General features: G+C 72.5%; 20 protein-coding genes. 16 read left to right on the top strand and 4 right to left on the bottom strand.

All coding sequences use genetic code 11. The features are described from left to right. Nucleotides 1–168 precede the first annotated feature (168 nt). The 11 genes from AMK11_RS29140 to AMK11_RS29090 all read left to right on the top strand — a co-directional run bounded on the left by AMK11_RS29140 (nucleotide 169) and on the right by AMK11_RS29090 (nucleotide 13,202). Nucleotides 169–1,818, top strand: a complete 1,650-nt coding sequence (locus tag AMK11_RS29140; protein ID WP_073731055.1) for a CTP synthase — start codon at nucleotides 169–171, stop codon at nucleotides 1,816–1,818. Between the two features lie 85 nt (nucleotides 1,819–1,903). Then, a complete protein-coding gene (locus AMK11_RS29135; protein WP_073731054.1) occupies nucleotides 1,904–2,539 on the top strand; it encodes an NUDIX domain-containing protein in 636 nt (211 codons plus the stop codon). 164 nt (nucleotides 2,540–2,703) lie between these two features. Further along, nucleotides 2,704–4,731: a tetratricopeptide repeat protein gene (locus tag AMK11_RS29130; protein WP_073731053.1), complete on the top strand. Its 2,028-nt coding sequence runs from the start codon at nucleotides 2,704–2,706 to the stop codon at nucleotides 4,729–4,731. A gap of 141 nt (nucleotides 4,732–4,872) precedes the next feature. Beyond that, the gene (ald, locus tag AMK11_RS29125) at nucleotides 4,873–5,988 is read left to right on the top strand and encodes an alanine dehydrogenase (RefSeq protein ID WP_073731092.1); all 1,116 of its coding nucleotides are present in this window, start codon (nucleotides 4,873–4,875) and stop codon (nucleotides 5,986–5,988) included. A 399-nt stretch (nucleotides 5,989–6,387) separates the two neighbouring features. Then, a complete protein-coding gene (locus AMK11_RS29120) occupies nucleotides 6,388–7,518 on the top strand; it encodes a ParA family protein (protein WP_198941482.1) in 1,131 nt (376 codons plus the stop codon). Beyond that, nucleotides 7,503–8,066 carry a hypothetical protein gene (locus tag AMK11_RS29115; RefSeq protein ID WP_073731051.1) on the top strand — a complete coding sequence of 188 codons (564 nt, stop codon included), beginning with the start codon at nucleotides 7,503–7,505 and terminating at the stop codon, nucleotides 8,064–8,066. Before AMK11_RS29120 ends, AMK11_RS29115 begins: the two co-directional genes overlap by 16 nt. Before the next feature lie 285 nt (nucleotides 8,067–8,351). After that, on the top strand, nucleotides 8,352–9,617 hold the full coding sequence (locus AMK11_RS37865) for a segregation and condensation protein A (RefSeq protein ID WP_383585100.1): 1,266 nt from the start codon (nucleotides 8,352–8,354) through the stop codon (nucleotides 9,615–9,617). Next, nucleotides 9,614–10,276, top strand: a complete 663-nt coding sequence (gene scpB / locus AMK11_RS29105; protein ID WP_073731049.1) for an SMC-Scp complex subunit ScpB — start codon at nucleotides 9,614–9,616, stop codon at nucleotides 10,274–10,276. Before AMK11_RS37865 ends, scpB begins: the two co-directional genes overlap by 4 nt. Further along, complete coding sequence (locus AMK11_RS29100; RefSeq protein WP_073731048.1) at nucleotides 10,276–11,391, top strand: pseudouridine synthase; 1,116 nt, start codon at nucleotides 10,276–10,278, stop codon at nucleotides 11,389–11,391. The genes scpB and AMK11_RS29100 overlap by 1 nt, the downstream gene beginning before the upstream one ends. Nucleotides 11,392–11,463: 72 nt before the next feature. Beyond that, entirely contained in the window at nucleotides 11,464–12,183 is a 720-nt protein-coding gene (locus tag AMK11_RS29095) for an NUDIX hydrolase (protein ID WP_073731047.1), read from the top strand. Further along, nucleotides 12,180–13,202 carry an ADP-ribosylglycohydrolase family protein gene (locus tag AMK11_RS29090; RefSeq protein ID WP_073731046.1) on the top strand — a complete coding sequence of 341 codons (1,023 nt, stop codon included), beginning with the start codon at nucleotides 12,180–12,182 and terminating at the stop codon, nucleotides 13,200–13,202. The genes AMK11_RS29095 and AMK11_RS29090 overlap by 4 nt, the downstream gene beginning before the upstream one ends. A 150-nt stretch (nucleotides 13,203–13,352) precedes the next feature. Here AMK11_RS29090 and AMK11_RS29085 read toward each other — a convergent pair whose 3' ends face one another. Next, nucleotides 13,353–14,096 (bottom strand): nucleotidyltransferase domain-containing protein, encoded by a 744-nt coding sequence (locus AMK11_RS29085; RefSeq protein WP_073731045.1) that lies wholly within the window; start codon nucleotides 14,094–14,096, stop codon nucleotides 13,353–13,355. Nucleotides 14,097–14,118: 22 nt separating this feature from the next. Next, nucleotides 14,119–14,517, bottom strand: a complete 399-nt coding sequence (locus AMK11_RS29080; RefSeq protein WP_073731044.1) for a Rieske (2Fe-2S) protein — start codon at nucleotides 14,515–14,517, stop codon at nucleotides 14,119–14,121. Between the two features lie 135 nt (nucleotides 14,518–14,652). On the opposite strand from AMK11_RS29080, the gene aroH reads away from it, so the two are divergent. The 5 genes from aroH (at nucleotide 14,653) to der (ending at nucleotide 19,103) form a co-directional block, all read left to right on the top strand. Beyond that, nucleotides 14,653–15,015: a chorismate mutase gene (gene aroH, locus AMK11_RS29075; protein ID WP_073731043.1), complete on the top strand. Its 363-nt coding sequence runs from the start codon at nucleotides 14,653–14,655 to the stop codon at nucleotides 15,013–15,015. Next, complete coding sequence (locus AMK11_RS29070) at nucleotides 15,012–16,097, top strand: prephenate dehydrogenase (RefSeq protein WP_073731042.1); 1,086 nt, start codon at nucleotides 15,012–15,014, stop codon at nucleotides 16,095–16,097. The genes aroH and AMK11_RS29070 overlap by 4 nt, the downstream gene beginning before the upstream one ends. Nucleotides 16,098–16,210: 113 nt before the next feature. Further along, on the top strand, nucleotides 16,211–16,906 hold the full coding sequence (cmk, locus tag AMK11_RS29065; protein ID WP_073731041.1) for a (d)CMP kinase: 696 nt from the start codon (nucleotides 16,211–16,213) through the stop codon (nucleotides 16,904–16,906). Beyond that, nucleotides 16,903–17,550, top strand: coding sequence for a lysophospholipid acyltransferase family protein (locus AMK11_RS29060; RefSeq protein WP_073731040.1), 648 nt, complete (start codon nucleotides 16,903–16,905; stop codon nucleotides 17,548–17,550). Before cmk ends, AMK11_RS29060 begins: the two co-directional genes overlap by 4 nt. A 74-nt stretch (nucleotides 17,551–17,624) precedes the next feature. Beyond that, nucleotides 17,625–19,103 (top strand): ribosome biogenesis GTPase Der, encoded by a 1,479-nt coding sequence (gene der, locus AMK11_RS29055; protein ID WP_073731039.1) that lies wholly within the window; start codon nucleotides 17,625–17,627, stop codon nucleotides 19,101–19,103. Between the two features lie 86 nt (nucleotides 19,104–19,189). Here the strand turns inward: der and AMK11_RS29050 are convergent, their stop codons facing one another. Both AMK11_RS29050 and AMK11_RS29045 read right to left on the bottom strand, forming a co-directional pair. After that, nucleotides 19,190–19,480, bottom strand: a complete 291-nt coding sequence (locus AMK11_RS29050) for a hypothetical protein (protein WP_073731038.1) — start codon at nucleotides 19,478–19,480, stop codon at nucleotides 19,190–19,192. A 76-nt stretch (nucleotides 19,481–19,556) separates the two neighbouring features. Then, the gene (locus AMK11_RS29045) at nucleotides 19,557–20,375 is read right to left on the bottom strand and encodes a hypothetical protein (RefSeq protein WP_073731037.1); all 819 of its coding nucleotides are present in this window, start codon (nucleotides 20,373–20,375) and stop codon (nucleotides 19,557–19,559) included. Between the last annotated feature and the right edge of the window lie 135 nt (nucleotides 20,376–20,510).

Genomic DNA, 20,510 nt, shown 5'->3' with positions numbered 1-20,510 from the left:
GCCGGAAGCCGTCGCCCCGCGGCGCTGATACGCTGGTAGCCCGTGGACCGGTGGGAGAAAAACCCCGGAACCGCAGCGACGGCGCCGCCGACGGCAACCCGGCTCGACCGGGTCGGACGACGGACGCACCGCACCCCAGACCGCGACCACGGGAGCCCCCTCTTGGCCATGCCGCCCAAATCTTCGACGACCAAGCACATCTTCGTCACCGGGGGTGTCGCCTCCTCGCTCGGCAAGGGGCTGACCGCCTCCAGCCTCGGCATGCTGCTCAAGGCGCGGGGTCTTCGCGTGGTGATGCAGAAGCTCGACCCTTACCTCAATGTCGACCCTGGCACGATGAACCCGTTCCAGCACGGTGAGGTCTTCGTCACCAACGACGGAGCCGAGACCGACCTGGACATCGGCCACTACGAGCGCTTCCTCGACCGCGACCTCGACGGCTCCGCGAACGTCACCACCGGCCAGGTGTACTCCACGGTGATCGCCAAGGAGCGGCGCGGCGAGTACCTGGGCGACACGGTCCAGGTCATCCCGCACATCACCAACGAGATCAAGCACCGCATCCGCCGTATGGCCACCGACGAGGTCGACGTCGTGATCACCGAGGTCGGCGGCACGGTCGGCGACATCGAGTCGCTGCCGTTCCTGGAGACCGTCCGCCAGGTGCGGCACGAGGTCGGCCGCGACAACGTCTTCGTGGTGCACATCTCGCTCCTGCCCTACATCGGTCCCTCGGGCGAGCTGAAGACCAAGCCCACCCAGCACAGCGTCGCCGCGCTGCGCAACATCGGCATCCAGCCGGACGCCATCGTCCTGCGCTGCGACCGTGAGGTACCCACGGCGATCAAGCGCAAGATCTCCCTGATGTGCGACGTCGACGAGGCCGCCGTGGTGGCCTGCCCGGACGCCCGCTCGATCTACGACATCCCGAAGGTCGTGCACGCCGAGGGCCTGGACGCCTACGTGGTCCGCAAGATGGACCTGCCGTTCCGCGACGTGGACTGGACGACCTGGGACGACCTGCTCGACCGCGTCCACAAGCCCGCGCACGAGATCACCATGGCGCTGGTCGGCAAGTACATCGACCTCCCCGACGCCTACCTCTCGGTCACCGAGGCCCTGCGCGCCGGCGGCTTCGCCAACCGGGCCCGCGTGAAGATCAAGTGGGTCACGTCCGACGACTGCAAGACCCCGGCCGGTGCCAAGGCCCAGCTCGGCGACGTCGACGCGATCTGCATCCCGGGCGGCTTCGGCGAACGCGGCGTGACCGGCAAGGTCGGCGCGATCAAGTACGCCCGTGAGAACAAGATCCCGCTGCTGGGTCTCTGCCTGGGCCTGCAGTGCATCGTGGTCGAGGCCGCGCGCAACCTGGCCGGTGTCGAGGACGCCAACTCCACCGAGTTCGACCCCGCCACCGCGCACCCGGTCGTCTCGACCATGGCCGAGCAGCTGGACATCGTGGCCGGCGAGGGCGACATGGGCGGCACCATGCGGCTCGGCATGTACCCGGCCAAGCTGGCCGAGGGTTCGATCGTCCGCGAGGTGTACGACGGCAAGGAGTACGTCGAGGAGCGGCACCGCCACCGCTACGAGGTGAACAACGCCTACCGCGCGGAGCTGGAGAAGAAGGCCGGCATCCTCTTCTCGGGCACCTCCCCGGACGGCAAGCTCGTCGAATACGTCGAGTACCCGCGTGACGTCCACCCCTACCTGGTCGCCACGCAGGCGCACCCGGAGCTGCGCTCGCGCCCGACCCGCCCGCACCCGCTCTTCGCCGGGCTGGTCAAGGCCGCGGTCGAGCGGAAGACGTCGAAGTAACACACCGGTTGTACGGTGGCCGGGGCACGCGCATTCAAACGCGCGGGCCCCGGCTTTTCGCGTACGTCTGGAAGGGCAGGTCAGCATGGCGGGCAGCACGATCAAGGATGTCCCCGAGGAGTGGGAGGTCCGGGGCAGCGAAACCCCCTTCCGGGGCAAGAAGACCTCCGTGCGCACGGACGAGGTCGTCATGCCCGACGGCTCCGTCGCCTCCCGCGACTACCAGGTCCACCCCGGCTCCGTCGCCGTCCTCGCCCTGGACGACGAGGGACGGGTCATCGTCATCCGGCAGTACCGGCACCCCGTGCGCGAGAAGCTGTGGGAGATCCCGGCCGGCCTGCTCGACGTCCCCGGCGAGAACCCGCTGCACGCCGCCCAGCGCGAGCTGTACGAGGAGGCGCACGTCAAGGCCGAGGACTGGCGGGTGCTGACCGACGTCTACACCACCCCCGGCGGCTGCGACGAGGCCGTACGGATCTTCCTCGCCTGCAACCTCTCCGAGGCCGAGGGCGAGCGCTTCGAGGTCGAGGACGAAGAGGCCGACATGGAGCTGGCCCGGGTGCCGGTCGCGGACCTGGTCCGGGGTGTGCTCGCGGGCGACCTGCACAACAACTGCCTGGTCGTGGGCGTGCTCTCGCTGGTCGCCGCGGAGCGGGGCGACGGCTTCGACGCGCTCCGTCCGGCCGAGGCGCCGTGGCCGGCGCGTCCGTTCGAGGCCTGAGCGGCCCTCGGGACCTGGGTTGGTGTGACCATCGGCTGATCCGATCGGGGGATGTGCCCGCCCTGCTCCACCGGGAACGTCGCAGACCGTGAACTAGGCTCGGGAAACGCCCGAACCGGGGTTCCGGCGGGCGCCGGTGCGCGGTGGGATCGGGAGTGTGGCCCGTGACGGATCAGGCGGTGGACACGGACGGCGTACGGCTGTCGCAGGACCCTGCTGAGCAGAATCGGTTCCTGGGCCGCACCCGGGAGTTGAAGGAGCTGCGCGCCGACATCGAGCGCGCCGGCCTGGACACTCTCTCCGGCCGCAAGGCCCCCCGCGCGCGCGTGCTGCTCATCGCGGGCCGGCCCGGCTCCGGCCGCACCGCACTCGCCGAGGAACTGGCCGCGCAGGTCGCGGACGCCTACCCCGACGGTGTGCTGCGCGCCCGGCTGAGCGAGCCGGACGGCACCCGCGTGCCGGTGGGACGCCTGGCCCGGGAACTGCTCACCGAGCTGGAGTGCGCCGCCCCGCCCGGAGCCGACGAGGACGACCTCACCGAGGCCCTGCGCACCGCCCTCGCCGACCGCAAGGTGCTGCTCCTGCTCGACGACGCCGCCGACGCCGAGCAGGTCGACGCCCTCCTGCCGGACACCCCGGACTGCCTGGCCGTCGCCGTCGCCCAGGGCCCGCTCACCGGCATCGCGGACGTCCGCCCGTGCACGCTGGGCGGCCTGGACACCAAGTCGGCGGTGGAGCTGCTGTCCCGGCACACCGGGTCGGTGCGCATCACCGTCGATCCCAGGGCCGCCGAGCAGCTGGTCGAGGCGTGCCAGGCGCAGCCCGCCGCGCTCACCCTGGCCGGCGGCTGGCTCGCCGCCCGGCCCCAGGCGGCCGTCGCCGACCTCGCCAAGCACGTGCGCGCGGAGGACGGCGAGGGCACACCGCTCAGCCGCGTCTTCCGCGTGGCCTACACGTCGCTGCCCGGCCCGGCCGCCCGGATACTGCGCCTGCTCTCCCTCGCCCCCGCCGGGATGGTCGACCCGCACACCGCCTCCGCGCTCGCCGGCTGCTCGGTGCACGGCGCCCGCACCACCCTCGACGACTTCGTGGCCCTCGGCCTGCTGACCGCGGTCGACTCGCCGCTGCCCGAGTACGAGGTGCCCGGGTGCCTGCACGACCGGCTGCGGGCCCTCGCCGAGAGCCACGACCGGCCCGCCGAGCTCCAGCTCGCCCGCGCCCGCATGCTGGAGCGGACGGTGCGGCTGCTCCAGTCCTGCCGGGCGGTCACCGAGACCGACAGCCCGCAGGCCCGCGAGAAGCTCGTCGGCATGCCCCGGGCCCTGCGCTTCCCCACCCCCAGGGCCGCCGCCGACTGGCTGCGCGCCCGCCGCCCCGCCCTGCTGGCCGCGGCCCGGCTCGCGGTCGCCGACGGGGAGCTGGACACCCTCGCCCGACGGCTGATGTCCCAGCTGGTGCGTGCCATGGTCGCCCACTTCGGCACCCAGGCCGCCGCCCCCGACCTGTACGGCATCCACCGTCTCGTCCTCGACGTGGCCGAGCGCCGGGAGCTGCCCCGCGAGAAGGCCGCGGCCCTGCTCAACCTCGCCGACCTGGACGCCCGCACCGGTCGCACCGCCGAGGCCCTGGTGCGCTACCGGGCCGCGCTGGACGCCGGACGCGAGGCGGACGACCCGTACGCGACCGCCCGCGCGATGGAATCCGTAGGCGGCGCCCACCTGGAACTGGGTGACTACGACCGGGCCGCCGACTGGTTCGGCCGGGCCCTCGCCCAGCGGCTCGCCCGGGACGAGCGCGCCGACGCCGCCCGCGTCTACGGCCGCCTCGCCACCGCCCACACCTACGCGGGCCGCTACGGCGAGGCGCTGCGCGGCTGGCGCGCCGCGGTCGCCGGGTACCGCCGGACCGGCGATGTGGCCGCGCGGGCGCGGGCCTTGAGCGAACTGGCCCGCGTCCAGGAGTACGCCGGACGCCCGGAGGAGTCGCTGCGCACCTGTCAGGAGGCCGTCGAGTGGGCCCGCCGGGCCGACGACGTCCGGCTCCAGGCGGCGCTGCACCTGCGGCTGGCCGACACGCTCGACCGGCTCGGCGATCCCGCGGCGGCCGGGCTGCAGCGGGGCGCTGCCGATCGGATGCTGAGGGAAGATCTCGAAGAAGCCTGCGAAATCCGCAGCGCTTCGTCGGAAGATTGATGCTTTGAAAGGCTAGACAGCGGGAACACCTTCATTAGACTGGCTCTGCCGCACGTTCTTGCGGTCTCTCCCGTTGTGCCCACGTGTGCGCGGGTATGTGTAGTAATAGCCCCATCCTCTGAGCCAAGGACCGTGATCGACGTGAAGGTCGGTATCCCCCGCGAGGTCAAGAACAACGAGTTCCGGGTGGCCATCACCCCCGCCGGCGTGCACGAGCTGGTGCGCCACGGTCACCAGGTCGTCATCGAGCGTGACGCCGGTGTGGGCTCCTCGATCCCCAACGACGAGTACGTCGCCGCCGGCGCGCGGATACTCGACACCGCCGACGAGGTCTGGGCCACCGCCGACCTGGTGCTCAAGGTCAAGGAGCCCATCGCGGAGGAGTACCACCGCCTCCGCAAGGACCAGACGCTCTTCACCTACCTGCACCTGGCCGCCTCCAAGGAGTGCACGGACGCCCTCGTCGAGTCCGGCACCACCGCCATCGCCTACGAGACGGTCGAGCTGGCGAACCGCGCGCTGCCGCTGCTCGCCCCGATGTCCGAGGTCGCGGGCCGGATCGCCCCGCAGGTCGGCGCCTACCACCTGATGGCCCCCAACGGCGGGCGCGGCGTGCTGCCCGGCGGCGTGCCCGGCGTGACCCCCGCCAAGGCCGTCGTCATCGGCGGCGGCGTCTCCGGCTGGAACGCCACCCAGATCGCCGTCGGCATGGGCTTCGACGTGACCCTGCTCGACCGCGACATCAGCAAGCTGCGCGAGGCCGACAAGATCTTCGGCACCAAGGTCAAGGCCGTCATGTCCAACTCCTTCGAGCTGGAGAAGGCCGTCCTCGAAGCCGACCTGGTCATCGGCGCGGTGCTTATCCCGGGTGCCAAGGCCCCGAAGCTGGTCACCAACGAGCTGGTCTCCCGGATGAAGCCGGGAAGTGTTCTTGTCGACATCGCGATCGACCAGGGCGGCTGCTTCGAGGACTCCCACCCGACCACGCACGCCGAGCCGACCTTCAAGGTCCACAACTCGGTCTTCTACTGCGTCGCCAACATGCCGGGCGCGGTGCCCAACACCTCCACCAATGCCCTCACCAACGCCACGCTGCCGTACATCGTGGAGCTGGCGAACCGCGGCTGGGCCGAGGCGCTGCGCCGCGACCCCGCACTGGCCAAGGGCCTCAACACGCACGACGGCAAGGTGACTTACCGCGAGGTCGCCGAGACGCACGGCCTGGAGTACGTCGACCCGGCCACCCTGCTCGCCTGAGGCTTGTCCTAAGTCACCAAACGGTAAAGGCGATACGTCAACAGTCGCCGTCAACCGCGCACACCCGGCCGGACCTTGCCCGACAAGGTCCGGCCAGGTGTGTGTATGGTCACTTTGCGATTCTCGGTCAACTCGCCTCGAACGTAACGCTTCAACCGATTCGCGCACCGGTGAAACCTGCTGTGCGACGGCCGTACGCCCTTGACAGAGGGTTGTTTCATTGCCGACACATCGTGCCGGGTCCGGCGGATTGTGTTGCTGCGGACGCCCGACACGCCATAGAGTCGCCGAACGTCGGCATGGTGCCACGCTGACCTGTCTAGAAGTTTCCTGGTCACCAAGGAGGTAAGACGACTTGTGAATGAGTCGACATTTACTCCCGGGGGTGGTCAACCAGGAATGCCTGCACGGGCCGAGAGCCCCGGGCGTCTCGAGGCTGTCGGCTCCGTCGCTGTACGCACCTTCGCAGCCGCCCACCAGAGTCCGCAGGCAACTCAGACAGCACACATGAGTATGGATGGCCAACACGTGAACGCCATGGCCGGCGACGGAAGTGGCGCGCCCCGCAACCACTTCGCCGACTACGACGAACTGCCCGAGGGGCACTTCTACGATCCGGACGCGGAGTACGAGCCCGATCCCGAGTACGCGGCGACGCTCGCGCCCGACGCGGCCCGCCAGCGCCGGGAGCGCATCGGCCCGACGGGCCGTCCGCTGCCGTACTTCCCGATCCCGGGCCCGCTGACCGATCACGGCCCCGCGAAGATCATCGCGATGTGCAACCAGAAGGGCGGCGTGGGCAAGACCACGTCGACCATCAACCTGGGTGCCGCGCTCGCCGAGTACGGGCGCCGGGTGCTGCTCGTCGACTTCGACCCGCAGGGCGCGCTGTCGGTCGGTCTCGGCGTCAACCCGATGGAGCTCGACCTCACCGTCTACAACCTGCTCATGGAGCGGGGCATGGCGGCCGACGAGGTGCTGCTGAAGACGGCGGTCCCCAACATGGACCTGCTGCCCAGCAACATCGACCTGTCGGCGGCCGAGGTGCAGCTCGTCAGCGAGGTCGCGCGCGAGTCGACGCTCCAGCGGGCCCTGAAGCCGCTGATGGACGACTACGACTTCATCGTCATCGACTGCCAGCCCTCGCTCGGCCTGCTCACGGTCAACGCGCTGACCGCCGCGCACAAGGTGATCGTGCCGCTGGAGTGCGAGTTCTTCGCGCTGCGCGGTGTGGCCCTGCTGACCGAGACGATCGAGAAGGTCCAGGAGCGGCTCAACCCCGACCTGGAGCTCGACGGCATCCTCGCCACCATGTACGACTCGCGCACGGTGCACAGCCGTGAGGTGCTCGCGCGTGTGGTCGAGGCGTTCGACGACCACGTCTACCACACGGTCATCGGGCGCACGGTCCGCTTCCCGGAGACCACGGTCGCCGGTGAGCCGATCACCACCTACGCCTCCAACTCCGTCGGTGCCGCCGCCTACCGCCAGCTCGCCAGGGAGGTGCTCGCCCGGTGTCACGCCGAGTGAGTCTGCCGGGGGCCGACGAACTCTTCCGTACGACAGGGGGAACGGCGCTGCAGGCGTCCTCCCCGCGGCGACCGGCCAACGGGGAAGCCCGGGTGCCGGCACCGGCGGGGGAGAGCGACCAGGCCGCAGCCGAGGACGCACCGCAGTCGGTGCCCGCGCAGGGCGGTGACGGCGAGGGCGCGGAGCACGCCGCGGCGGACGCGGAACAGGGCTCGGCGGGCGAGTCCCGCAGCCGCGGTGCCGAGCGCTCCGCGCGAGGCGCGGCCACGCAGGAAGGTTCTGCCGCCGCGCAGTCCCAGCCCCGCAAGCGCGGCCGGGCCGCCGCACGCCGGCCCAGCGGCCGGGAGCGCCACGACGAGAAGATCACCGTGTACGTCTCCGCCGAGGAGCTGATGGACCTCGAGCACGCCCGCTTGGTGCTCCGGGGCGAGCACGGACTGGCCGTCGACCGCGGCCGCATCGTCCGCGAGGCCGTCGCCGTCGTCCTCGCCGACCTGGAGACCCGCGGGGACGCCAGCATCCTCGTACGACGGCTGCGCGGACGGTAGCGGTAGCCTGCGGGGGCAATGACCTCGAACGACGCCTCCCGCCCCGGCCCCCGCGCCGGTCGTCGGCGCGTACTGGGCCCGGGGCCCGGCGAACGGGCGGCTCCGCCGGTGGCGCGGGAGCCGGACGCGTCCGGTGCCTCCGGTGCGCCCGAGACGGCCGAGGCCGCCGACGCGCCCGAGGCACCCGCCGGACCCGGGCCGTCCGGGCTCACCGACCCGGAGACGGGTTCCGACGCTGCCGGCCTCCGGCTCTCCGGGCCGCCGGGGCAACGGACCGGTCCCGCACTGTCCGGGTCCACCGGTCGCGAAGCCGGTCCCGCCGATCCGGAGGATGGTCCGCGATCGTCCCGGCCGGCGTGGGCCGAGAGCGGTCCCGAGTGGTTCGCGTCCGTTGGTTCGGGCTCCGGCCCCGGTGCTGGCTCCGGTCCGTCCGGGTCCGGTGGATCCGAGAGCCGTCCGGCACCGTCCGAGGCGGTCGGGGCCGGAACGGATACCGAAGCGTCCGGGGTTGCCGATTCGGCGGCCGGTCACCGGTCCGTCGGCGCCGAGTCACGGGAGGCCCCCGCATCCGGAGCCGCCGGGGCGCCGCCGCGCGGCACGGCGACGCCCCCACGGGCTCCTCGCCCGGCGCCTGGGCCCCAGCCGGAGGGGCCGCCTCCGGGGCCCGCAGACGTTCCCCGCACGCCGCCCGCCGGCGCCGACGCACCGTCCGCCCTCCCACAAGGCACGCCCGGCGAGGGCGACGGCGTCTTCAAGGTGCGGCTCGCCAACTTCGAGGGGCCCTTCGACCTGCTCCTCCAGTTGATCTCCCGGCACAAGATGGACGTCACCGAGGTCGCGCTGTCCAAGGTGACCGACGAGTTCATGGCGCACATCCGCGCGATGGGCCGGGACTGGGACCTGGACGAGACGACCGAGTTCCTGGTGGTCGCGGCCACGCTGCTCGACCTGAAGGCGGCCCGGCTGCTGCCCGCCGCCGAGGTCGAGGACGAGGGCGACCTCGCGCTCCTGGAGGCCCGCGACCTGCTCTTCGCCCGGCTGCTCCAGTACCGCGCGTACAAGCAGATCGCGGAGATCTTCAACGACCGGCTCGAAGCCGAGGCCCGCCGCTACCCCCGCACCGTCGGCCTGGAGCCCCACCACGCCGAGCTGCTGCCCGAGGTCGTCATCAGCATCGGCCCCGAGGGCTTCGCCCAGCTCGCCGTGAAGGCGATGCAGCCCAAGCCCAAGCCGCAGGTGTACGTCGAGCACATCCACGCGCCGCTGGTGAGCGTGCAGGAGCAGGCCGGGATCGTCGTCGCCCGGCTCAAGGAGCTGGGGGAGACCAGTTTCGGCGTCCTGGTCGAGGACACCGAGGACACCCTGACCGTCGTGGCCCGCTTCCTGGCGCTGCTGGAGCTGTACCGGGAGAAGGCCGTCGCCCTGGACCAGGAGACCGCCCTCGGCGATCTGCTGGTGCGCTGGACCGGCGGGGACGGGGACACCGAACCGGTGGTGACCGACGAGTTCGACCGGCCGCCCGAGGCGCCGAAGGAGGAGCAGAAGGCGTGAGTGAAGAGACCACCGAGGCCGGCGAGGTGCCGGGCGGGCCCGTCGCCGTCGCCGACCTCGCCCTCAAGCCCGCCCTCGAAGCCGTCCTCATGGTCGTCGACGAGCCCGCCACCGAGGAGCACCTCGCGAAGATACTCCAGCGGCCCCGGCGGCAGATCGCGGACGCCCTGCGCGAGCTGGCCGACGAGTACACCGTGCAGCGGCGCGGCTTCGAGCTGCGCCTGATCGCGGGCGGCTGGCGCTTCTACAGCCGCCCCGAGTACGCGGCGGCCGTCGAGGGCTTCGTCCTGGACGGCCAGCACGCCCGTCTCACCCAGGCCGCCCTGGAGACCCTCGCCGTCGTCGCCTACCGCCAGCCGGTCAGCCGCAGCCGCGTCTCCGCGGTGCGCGGCGTGAACTGCGACGGTGTGATGCGCACCCTCCTCCAGCGGGGCCTGGTGGAGGAGGCGGGCACGGAACCCGAAACAGGTGCGATCCTGTACGTGACGACGAACTACTTCCTGGAGCGGATGGGCCTGCGCGGCCTGGACGAGCTCCCGGAGCTCGCGCCCTTCCTCCCGGAGGCGGCGGCGATCGAGGCCGAGACACTGGAAGCGGTCCCGTCGTTCGATCCGGACGCCCCGGATTCCGAGGACGCAGACGACAAGACGGAACTTTGATGCGAAGCAGCAGCGGCAGGAACAGCAGCGGAAACAACGGCGGGAGCCGTGGTGGCAACAGCGGCGGCCGCGGCGGGAGCAGCGGGGGCCGCGGCAACTACCGCGGTGCCGGCAACAACCGCGACGACAAGCAGGGCGGTCGTCCGAAGAAGCCGCGCCCGGAGGAGCGGCGTTACGACGTGGGCCCCGGCGCCACCAAGGACGGCCCGAAGTCGGGCCGCGGCCCCTCGGCCCGGGGCGGCGCCAAGGGCGGCCCGAAGCGCCCCCAGCAGCGCGGCCGCAGCGCCCCGGCCACGTCCCGCGAGTACGAGACCCGGGCCGAGGAGCGCAACCGCGAGCGGTACGCGGGCAAGAAGGACGTCAAGCTGCCCAAGACCTTCCCGGGCGCCGAGCAGGAGGGCGAGCGGCTCCAGAAGGTCCTCGCCCGCGCGGGCTACGGCTCCCGGCGCGCCTGCGAGGAGCTGATCGAGCAGGCGCGCGTCGAGATCAACGGCGAGATCGTGCTGGAGCAGGGCCGCCGCGTCGACCCCGAGAAGGATGAGGTCAAGGTCGACGGCCTGACCGTCGCCACGCAGTCGTACCAGTTCTTCTCGCTGAACAAGCCCGCCGGTGTCGTCTCCACCATGGAGGACCCGGAGGGCCGCCAGTGCCTCGGTGACTACGTCACCAACCGCGAGACCCGCCTCTTCCACGTCGGCCGGCTCGACACCGAGACCGAGGGCGTCATCCTGCTCACCAACCACGGTGAGCTGGCGCACCGCCTGACCCACCCCCGGTACGGCGTGAAGAAGACCTACCTCGCGCACATCGTGGGTCCCATCCCGCGCGACCTCGGCAAGCGCCTCAAGGACGGCATCCAGCTGGAGGACGGGTACGCGCGCGCGGACCACTTCCGGGTCGTCGAGCAGACCGGAAAGAACTACCTGGTCGAGGTCACCCTCCACGAGGGCCGCAAGCACATCGTCCGCCGGATGCTGGCCGAGGCCGGCTTCCCGGTCGACAAGCTGGTGCGCACCGCCTTCGGCCCGATCACCCTGGGCGACCAGAAGTCGGGCTGGCTGCGCAGGCTGTCCAACACGGAGGTCGGGATGCTGATGCAGGAGGTCGACCTCTAGCCCGCCGTACGGGCTTGTGCGTCTGAGCCACCCTCTTTATAGTCGTAGTGACTATTAAGGGGGTGGCCGGTCGTGCACGGCTATGACAAACACGCCTTCGAGCCGTTCGCCGTCACCGTGGACCTCGCCGTCCTCACGCTCCGCGCGGGCGCGCTGCACGTGCTGCTCGTGGAACGGGGGCAGGAGCCGTACGCCGGCCGCTGGGCGCTGCCCGGCGGCTTCCTGCTGCCCGAGGAGTCGGCAGAGGAGGCGGCCCGGCGCGAGCTGGCCGAGGAGACCGGCCTCGCCGACGTGACCGGGCTGCACCTGGAGCAGCTGCGCACCTACAGCGAGCCCGACCGCGACCCCCGCATGCGGGTGGTGTCCGTCGCGTTCGCCGCGCTGCTGCCCGACCCACCCGAACCGCACGGTGGCGGTGACGCCTCGCAGGCCCGCTGGGTGCCGTACGACGCCGCGGTGGACCTCGCCTTCGACCACGACCGGATCCTGGCCGACGCCCGGGACCGCGTCGGCGCCAAGCTGGAGTACACCTGCCTGGCCACCGCCTTCTGCCCGGCCGAGTTCACCCTCGGCGAGCTGCAACAGGTCTACGAGACGGTGTGGGGCACGGCCCTGGACCGGCCCAACTTCCGCCGCAAGGTGCTCGCCACCCCGGGCTTCGTCGAGGCCGTCCCCGGCGCCGCCCGCCTCACCGGCGGCCGCGGCAAACCGGCCGCGCTCTACCGCGCGGGCCCCGCCACCACCCTGCACCCGCCCCTGCTCCGCACCCCTCGGGAAGGACGCCCCGCATGACCACGACCACCGTCACCAAGCGCGCCGCCACCGGGGCGCTCACCGGACTCGCCCTCGGCGACGCGCTGGGCTTCCCCACCGAGTTCAACGACGTCCCGTCGATCCTCGCCAAGTCCGGCCCGTGGCGGGAGATGGAGCTGCCCCGGCCCGCGATCGTCACCGACGACACGCAGATGACGCTGGCGCTGGGGAAGGGGATGCGGACGGCGATGGAGCGGGGAATCCTCGCCCCGGAGGGCATGGTGGAGCCGGTACGGCAGGAGTTCGTCGCCTGGAACCGGTCGCCGGAGAACAACCGGGCCCCGGGCAACACCTGCCTCACGGCCTGCGACCTCCTGGAGCGCCCCGACCGCCCCTGGCAGGACGCCTCCCAGATCCACTCCAAGGGCTGCGGCGCCAACATGCGCGTCGCCCCGGTCGGGCTCGCCTCCGGCCTCGGCGACGAACAGCGCGCGGGCGCCGCCCAGTTGCAGTCCGCGCTCACCCACGGCCACCCCACCGCGCTCGCCGCCTCCGACCTGACCGCGCACGCCGTGCGGCTGCTCGCCGAGGGTGCCGAGCCGACCGGGCTGGTCGGGCTGTTGCGCTCGTACGCCTACGACAACCGCACCCGCTACCACGAGCGCTGGCTCGGTGACCTGTGGACCCGCGCCCAGGACCCGACGCCCGAGCACTTCATCGCCCGCGGCTGGGACGAGTGCCTGGCGATACTCGACCGGCTCCAGCACGCCGTGCGCACCGTGTCGCCGGAGACCGACCCGTGCCTCGCGGTGGGGGAGGGGTGGATCGCCGAGGAGGCCATGGCGGCCGGGCTGCTCTGCTTCCTGCTCTTCGTCGACGAGCCGCTGGCCGCCCTGCGCCGCGGCGCCTGCACCTCCGGCGACTCCGACTCCATCGCCTGCCTCGCGGGCGCCTTCGCGGGCGCGTACCTGGGCGCCGACGCGTGGCCGGCCGAGTGGGCCGACCGCATCGAGTACCGGACCGACCTGCTGGCCCTCGGAGCGCTCTGGGACGCTTGAGCGCATGATCGACGCCGCGCTCGACACCGACCTGGCCCCGGATGTGGGACCGGGACAGCGTCGAGATGGACCTGGTCGCCCACGATCTGCGCCCGCGTGCGGGCCGACGTGGAGCGGCTGCACGGCGTGCTGGACGAGGCGCAGGGGGTGTCAGTGCTGCCCGAGGCTCCCACCGCGTACGACGCCCTGCACGACTTCGTCGTACGGATGCGGCTGGAGCGCTGAGGTCCGGCGGACGCGGACGAGGAAGTCCTCGACGCGGCGGCGGTCCGGTTCGGCGGGCAGCGGGCTGCCTGCCGCGGCCTCGTCGCCCTCCGCTACCAGGCGGTTCATCCGCGCCTCCACCTCCGGCCAGGGCACCTCGCCGCGCTTCACCGCGAGCAGCGGCTCGCGGCGGTCGCCGACGTCGATGGTCAGGACACCCGTGCGCAGCAGGTCGCGGGCGGACGTCAGCAGCCGGAGCGAGTGCATCGCGTGCTTCCAGCGCGGGGCGCCGTGGGTGCGCACGTCGGCGTCGAGCTTGCGGCGCTGGCCGTGGGCGTAGCGGGTGAAGGTCTCGTGGACGCGGCGGGAGAGGAACGCCTCGCGCAGGGCGAGCAGTTCGCGGCCCGTGTCGTCCACGGACTCCACGAGCGGGGAGTGCAGGCACTCCAGGATGTTCGGGTTGGCGCGCAGGGCCAGTTCGCAGAAGCGCTCCAGCTCCCAGCTGAACTGCTCCGGAGCCGGGCCCTCCACGTGCGTCGGCGGCTTCTCGAAGCGCCAGAACAAGGGCGTCGGGGCGAGGAAGACGCCCCGGCGGTCCGTGTCGCTGTCCTCCGTCGCCAGACCGAAGGCGCGTGAACCCATGACACAGGCGTAGATCGTGTGGTCGCGCACCAGGGTCTCGGGTTCCATGCCCGGAGCGTACGCGGGCGGCTCACGCCAGGCGGACCGAATTTCCGTCCACGGCGATCCGCTCCTCGGGCAGCGGCCTGGTCGCCGGGCCCTGCTCCACCGAGCCGTCGGCGACGCTGAACCTGCTGCCGTGGCAGGCGCAGTCGATGGTGCCGTCCCGCACGTCCGACACCAGGCAGTTCTGGTGGGTGCAGACCGCCGAGAAGGCCTTGAACTCGCCCTGTTGCGGCTGGGTCACGACGATCTTCTGGTCCGCGAGGATCTTGCCGCCGCCGACCGGGACGTCACTCGTCCGCACCAGCTCCTGTCCCGGCGAGGCGGCCGAGGAGTCGCCGTCGCCGCCCCCGCCGCCGCAGCCGGCGGACAGCGCCGCCGCGCCCGTGCAGAGGAGGACCGTACGGCGGGTCGGGATGTGGGTCATGTCGCAGCTCCGGGGGAGGGGAGGGTCCGGCCGCGGCCAGCGTCTCAGGAGACGGGCGCCCCGGACCGGTACGCGGCGGGCTGACTAGGCTGGACGGACCAACAACCGATACGCATGTCAGCAAGGAGCATCGCCGTGGCGGTACGAGCGGTCCGGGGCGCCGTCCAACTGGAGCGGGACGAGGCCGGGCACATGGACGAGCAGGTCGCGGCCCTGCTGACGGCGATCCTGGAACGCAACGGGCTGACCGGCGACGACCTGATCAGCATCTGGTTCACCGCCACCCCCGACCTGCACAGCGACTTCCCGGCCGCCGCCGCCCGCAAGCTCGGCATCACCGACGTCCCGCTGATCTGCGCCCAGGAGCTGGACATCGAGGGCGCCATGCCGCGTGTCGTCCGCGTCCTCGCCCACATCGAGTCCGACCGGCCCCGCGCCGAGATCGCCCACGTCTACCTCGGCGCCGCCGCGGCCCTGCGCAAGGACATCGCCCAGTGAGAACCGCACTCGTCATCGGCACCGGCCTCATCGGCACCTCCGCCGCCCTCGCGCTGACCCAGCGCGGCGTCACCGTCCACCTCGCCGACCACGACCCCGAGCAGGCCCGCACGGCCGCCGCGCTGGGCGCCGGCACCGACGAGGCGCCGGACGGGCCCGTCGACCTCGCGATCGTCGCCGCCCCGCCCGCCCTGGTCGCCGACGTGCTCGCCGACGTCATGGCGCGCGGCGCCGCCCGCGGCTACATCGACGTCGCCAGCGTCAAGGGCGGCCCCCGGCGCGAGCTGGAGGCGCGCGGCCTCGACCTCTCCGCCTACATCGGCACGCACCCCATGTCCGGCCGGGAGAAGTCCGGGCCGCTGGCCGCCACCGGCGACCTCTTCGAGGGCCGCCCGTGGGTGCTGACCCCGACCCGGGACACCGACACCGAGGTGCTGAACCTCGCGCTGGAGCTGGTCTCGCACTGCCGCGCGGTGCCGGTGGTGATGGACGCGGACGCCCACGACCGCGCCGTGGCCCTCGTCTCCCACATGCCCCACCTGGTCTCCAGCATGGTCGCCGCCCGCCTGGAGCACGCCGAGGAGGCCGCCGTACGGCTGTGCGGGCAGGGCATCCGCGACGTGACGCGGATCGCGGCCTCCGACCCGCGGATGTGGATCGACATCCTCTCCGCCAACCCCGGGCCGGTCGCCGACCTGCTCGGGGACGTCGCGGCCGACCTCGACGAGACCGTGCGGGCCCTGCGCGCCCTGCAGTCCTCCGACGACGTCGAGCGCCGGGAGGGAAGCGCCGGCATCGAGGCGGTGCTGCGGCGCGGCAACGCGGGGCAGGTACGCGTGCCCGGCAAGCACGGCAGCGCGCCCCGCGTCTACGAGACCGTGGCCGTCCTCATCGACGACCAGCCCGGCCAGCTGGCCCGCATCTTCGCCGACGCCGGACGGGCCGGGGTCAACATCGAGGACGTACGGATCGAGCACGCGACCGGGCAGCAGGCCGGTCTGGTGCAGCTCATGGCCGAGCCGGGGGCCGCCGCCGCGCTGACGGCGGCACTCAAGGAGCGGGGCTGGGCGATCCGGCAGTGACCACGGGCGCCGGACGCCTGTCGGGGGGGGCCTCCTGGGCCCGGTAACCTAGGGCCTGACGCCTTCGCGTCCCGCACACCACCCACCGCACCGCACCAGGAAGGTGTCCCCCCGTGGAAAACGGCGCCGCCCCGACCGCCCCGGCCGTGATTGTCGCCATCGACGGCCCCTCCGGCACGGGCAAGTCGAGCACGTCGAAGGCCGTCGCCGCCCAGCTCGGCCTGAGCTACCTGGACACCGGCGCCCAGTACCGGGCGATCACCTGGTGGATGGTGACCAACGGCATCGACACCGACGACCCGCACGCGATCGCCGCCGCGGCCGGCAAGCCCGAGATCCTCTCCGGCACCGACCCGGCCGCCCCGGCCATCACGGTCGACGGCACGGACGTGGCCGGCCCGATCCGCACCCAGGAGGTCACCTCCAAGGTCAGCGCGGTCAGCGCCGTCCCCGAGGTGCGGACCCGGATCACCGAGCTGCAGCGCACCATCGCCGCCGCCGCCCCGCTCGGCATCGTCGTCGAGGGCCGGGACATCGGTACGACCGTGCTGCCGGACGCCGACCTGAAGATCTTCCTCACCGCCTCCGCCGAGGCCCGCGCCGCCCGGCGCAGCGGCGAGCTCAAGGGCGCCGACGTCAACGTCACCCGCGAGGCCCTGATCAAGCGGGACGCGGCCGACTCCAGCCGCAAGACCTCCCCGCTGGCCAAGGCCGCCGACGCGGTCGAGGTGGACACCACCGAGCTCACCCTCCAGCAGGTCATCGAGTGCGTCGTCACCCTCGTCGAGGAGAAGCGGGCGGGGAAGTGACCGAGGTTCCGTCGGCGCGGGGCGCCGAGGTCGGCCGGCGCATCGGCGTCGGCCTGATGTACGGGCTGTGGAAGCCGCGCGTGCTGGGCTCCTGGCGGGTGCCCGCCACCGGCCCGGTGATCTACGCCGTCAACCACGCGCACAACATCGACGGCCCGATGGTCATGGGGGTGGCGCCCCGGCCGACGCACTTCCTGATCAAGAAGGAGGCGTTCGTCGGCCCGCTCGGACGCTTCCTGACCGGCATCGGCCAGGTCGAGGTGGACCGCCACTCCACCGACCGCACGGCCATCGCCCGCGCGCTCGGCGTGCTGGACGACGGCGGCGTGCTGGGCATCTTCCCGGAGGGCACCCGGGGCGAGGGCGACTTCGCCTCGCTGCGCGCCGGGCTCGCCTACTTCGCGGTGCGCAGCGGTGCGCCGATCGTCCCGGTCGCGGTGCTGGGAAGCACCGACCGTCCCGGACGGTTGATAAAGGCGCTGCCTCCCCTGCGGTCCCGGGTCGACGTCGTCTTCGGCGACCCGTTCGACGCGGGTGACGGCAGCGGACGGCGCACCCGCAAGGTCCTGGACGAGGCCACCGAACGCATCCAGAAGCAGCTCACCGCTCACCTGGAAAACGCCAGGCGCCTCACCGGGCGCTGAGTGACACTTGAGTAGTGGATCACCCGTGAACAGGGGTTTCCACCGATCACCACGATGAACGAGGTACGGACTTCATGAACGACCACATCCACCCCGAGGGCTCGGGCGAGGAGCACGACCACGGGGCGCTCGGTGACGCCGAGTACGCGCAGTTCATGGAGCTGGCCGCCGAAGAGGGCTTCGACATCGAGGAGGTCGAGGGCGCGATCGAGGAGGCCGGGCACGGCCCGCTGCCCGTCCTCGCCGTCGTCGGCCGCCCCAACGTCGGCAAGTCGACCCTGGTGAACCGGATCATCGGCCGTCGCGAGGCCGTCGTCGAGGACAAGCCCGGCGTCACCCGCGACCGCGTCACCTACGAGGCCGAGTGGGCCGGCCGCCGCTTCAAGGTCGTCGACACCGGCGGCTGGGAGCAGGACGTCCTCGGCATCGACGCCTCCGTCGCCGCGCAGGCCGAGTACGCCATCGAGGCCGCCGACGCGGTCGTCTTCGTCGTGGACGCCAAGGTCGGCGCCACCGACACCGACGAGGCCGTCGTACGGCTGCTGCGCAAGGCCGGCAAGCCCGTCGTGCTGTGCGCCAACAAGGTGGACGGCCCGAGCGGCGAGGCCGACGCCGCCTACCTGTGGTCGCTGGGCCTCGGCGAGCCGCACCCGGTCTCCGCGCTGCACGGCCGCGGCACCGGCGACATGCTGGACCAGGTGCTGGAGGCCCTGCCCGAGGCCCCGGCGCAGACCTTCGGCGCCGGCGTCGGCGGTCCGCGCCGCATCGCCCTGATCGGCCGCCCCAACGTCGGCAAGTCCTCGCTGCTCAACAAGGTGGCCGGCGAGGAGCGCGTCGTCGTCAACGAGCTGGCCGGCACCACCCGCGACCCGGTCGACGAGCTGATCGAGCTCGGCGGCGTCACCTGGAAGTTCGTCGACACGGCGGGCATCCGCAAGCGCGTCCACCTCCAGCAGGGCGCCGACTACTACGCCTCGCTGCGCACCGCCGCCGCCGTCGAGAAGGCCGAGGTCGCCGTCGTCCTCATCGACGCCTCCGAGTCGATCTCGGTGCAGGACCAGCGGATCGTCACCATGGCCGTCGAGGCGGGCCGCGCGATCGTCGTCGCCTACAACAAGTGGGACACCCTCGACGAGGAGCGCCGCTACTACCTGGAGCGGGAGATCGAGACCGAGCTCGGCCAGGTGGCCTGGGCCCCGCGGGTCAACGTCTCGGCCCAGACCGGCCGGCACATGGAGAAGCTGGTCCCGGCGATCGAGACGGCCCTGGCCGGCTGGGAGACCCGGGTCCCGACGGGCCGGCTCAACGCCTTCCTCGGCGAACTGGTCGCCGCCCACCCGCACCCCGTGCGGGGCGGCAAGCAGCCGCGCATCCTCTTCGGCACCCAGGCGGGCACCAAGCCGCCGCGGTTCGTGCTCTTCGCCTCCGGCTTCATCGAGGCGGGCTACCGGCGCTTCATCGAGCGCCGCCTGCGCGAGGAGTTCGGCTTCGAGGGGACGCCGATCCATATCTCCGTGCGGGTGCGCGAGAAGCGTGGCGCCAAGAAGAAGTAGCCGCGTCGACGGCGACGAGGACGACAGCGACGAGAGAGGGCGCCCCCGGCCGGGGGCGCCCTCTCTCGTCGCTGCGGCGGCGCCGGTCAGGCACCCGCGCGCGGGGCCGGCGGCAGCGCGGCCGGGACGTGGTGCGTGCCGACCCGCTGCCACACCGCCTGCTGGCCGACGCGGGCGCTCTGCGCCCCCGCGCTGTAGGCGCTGTAGGAGCTCCTGCCGCGCGGGATGCTCCTGAAGGACGTGAATCCCAGGTCCTCCTCGCCGCTGCGGTCACCCGGGAGCGATCGGAAGGACCTGACGTACTCGGCGTACAGCGCGTCGTAGATCGGCGTGGCCGAGGGGCCGCCCTGGCGGTGGAAGGCGTCGTATGCGTACACGTATGTCCAAACGACACCGCGCTGGAAGGGATGCGGCCGGACGGTGACCGCCTGGCGCCACCCGCGCGGAGGGGGCTCAGGTTCCCGCCAGCGGCAGGGCCGCCGCGACCAGCTGGCCGCCCGCCGCCGCCTTGTCCAGCGCGTCCCGCAGCAGGTCCTCGCGCGGCTGCCGTCCGATCACACCGACGGGCGCCGCGAACATCAGCACCTGCTGGTGCTTGTTGGCCGCCGTGCGCCAGCCCTCGGTGACCTGGAGGGGCTGGTGCGCCTGCCACCAGGCCACCGGCCGGCCGCCGTTCGTGCCCGGCTGGAGCACCGCGTGCAGCTGGCCCATCGCGAGCAGCACCGACCAGCCGTGCAGCACGGTCGGCGTGGTCGACAGCTCGGTGACCGGCAGGAAGCCCTGCTCGATGAGGAGCGGCAGGAAGTCGTCGCCGGCGCCGGCCGTGCCGGGGCGGGCGATGGGGGCGGTGGGTTCCACCACGAGGGCCGGGTGCAGCTCCCCGGCGATCAGGATCAGTCCGCTGGTCACGCCGAGCACCGCCTGCTCGGGGGCGACCTTGTCGGGGGCCGCCTGCTCGGGCCGGTGGCCGCCCTGCTCCGGCTGGGGGCGGGTCTGGTCGGCGTTGATGGACCGCACGGCGCCCTGGAGCTGTTCCTCGGTGACCTTGACGACCTGCGAGGGCAGGCAGCCGGCGTGGGCGAAGGCGAGGACGGCCGTCTCCTCGCCGATGAAGAGAACGGTGCTGGTGCGCTCCTGTTCGCAGTCGCCCGGGGTGCGGCAGGACGTGCAGTCGTAGCTGCCCGGGGCCGACTCCCCGGCGAGCAGGCGGTCGGCTTCTTCGTCGCCGATCTCGGCGCGTACGTCGTCGCTGACGTCGAGCATGCGCGGCACGGGTGGCTCCCTCGGGATGCGGTGCGTGGCCGGACCGGGTGGCTCCCGGGCCGTGATCCGGGCGGTCCCCGGCTCATGCAGAAGACAACGGGCGACCTGTGGCGGGAGTCACGCCCCATGGCCAACGGAATCGGA

It is taken from the genome of Streptomyces sp. CB02414 (genome assembly GCF_001905385.1).
GTDB lineage: Bacteria > Actinomycetota > Actinomycetes > Streptomycetales > Streptomycetaceae > Streptomyces.
Note: the sequence above shows the minus strand (reverse complement) of the source record. Positions and strands in the feature narration are given on the sequence as shown.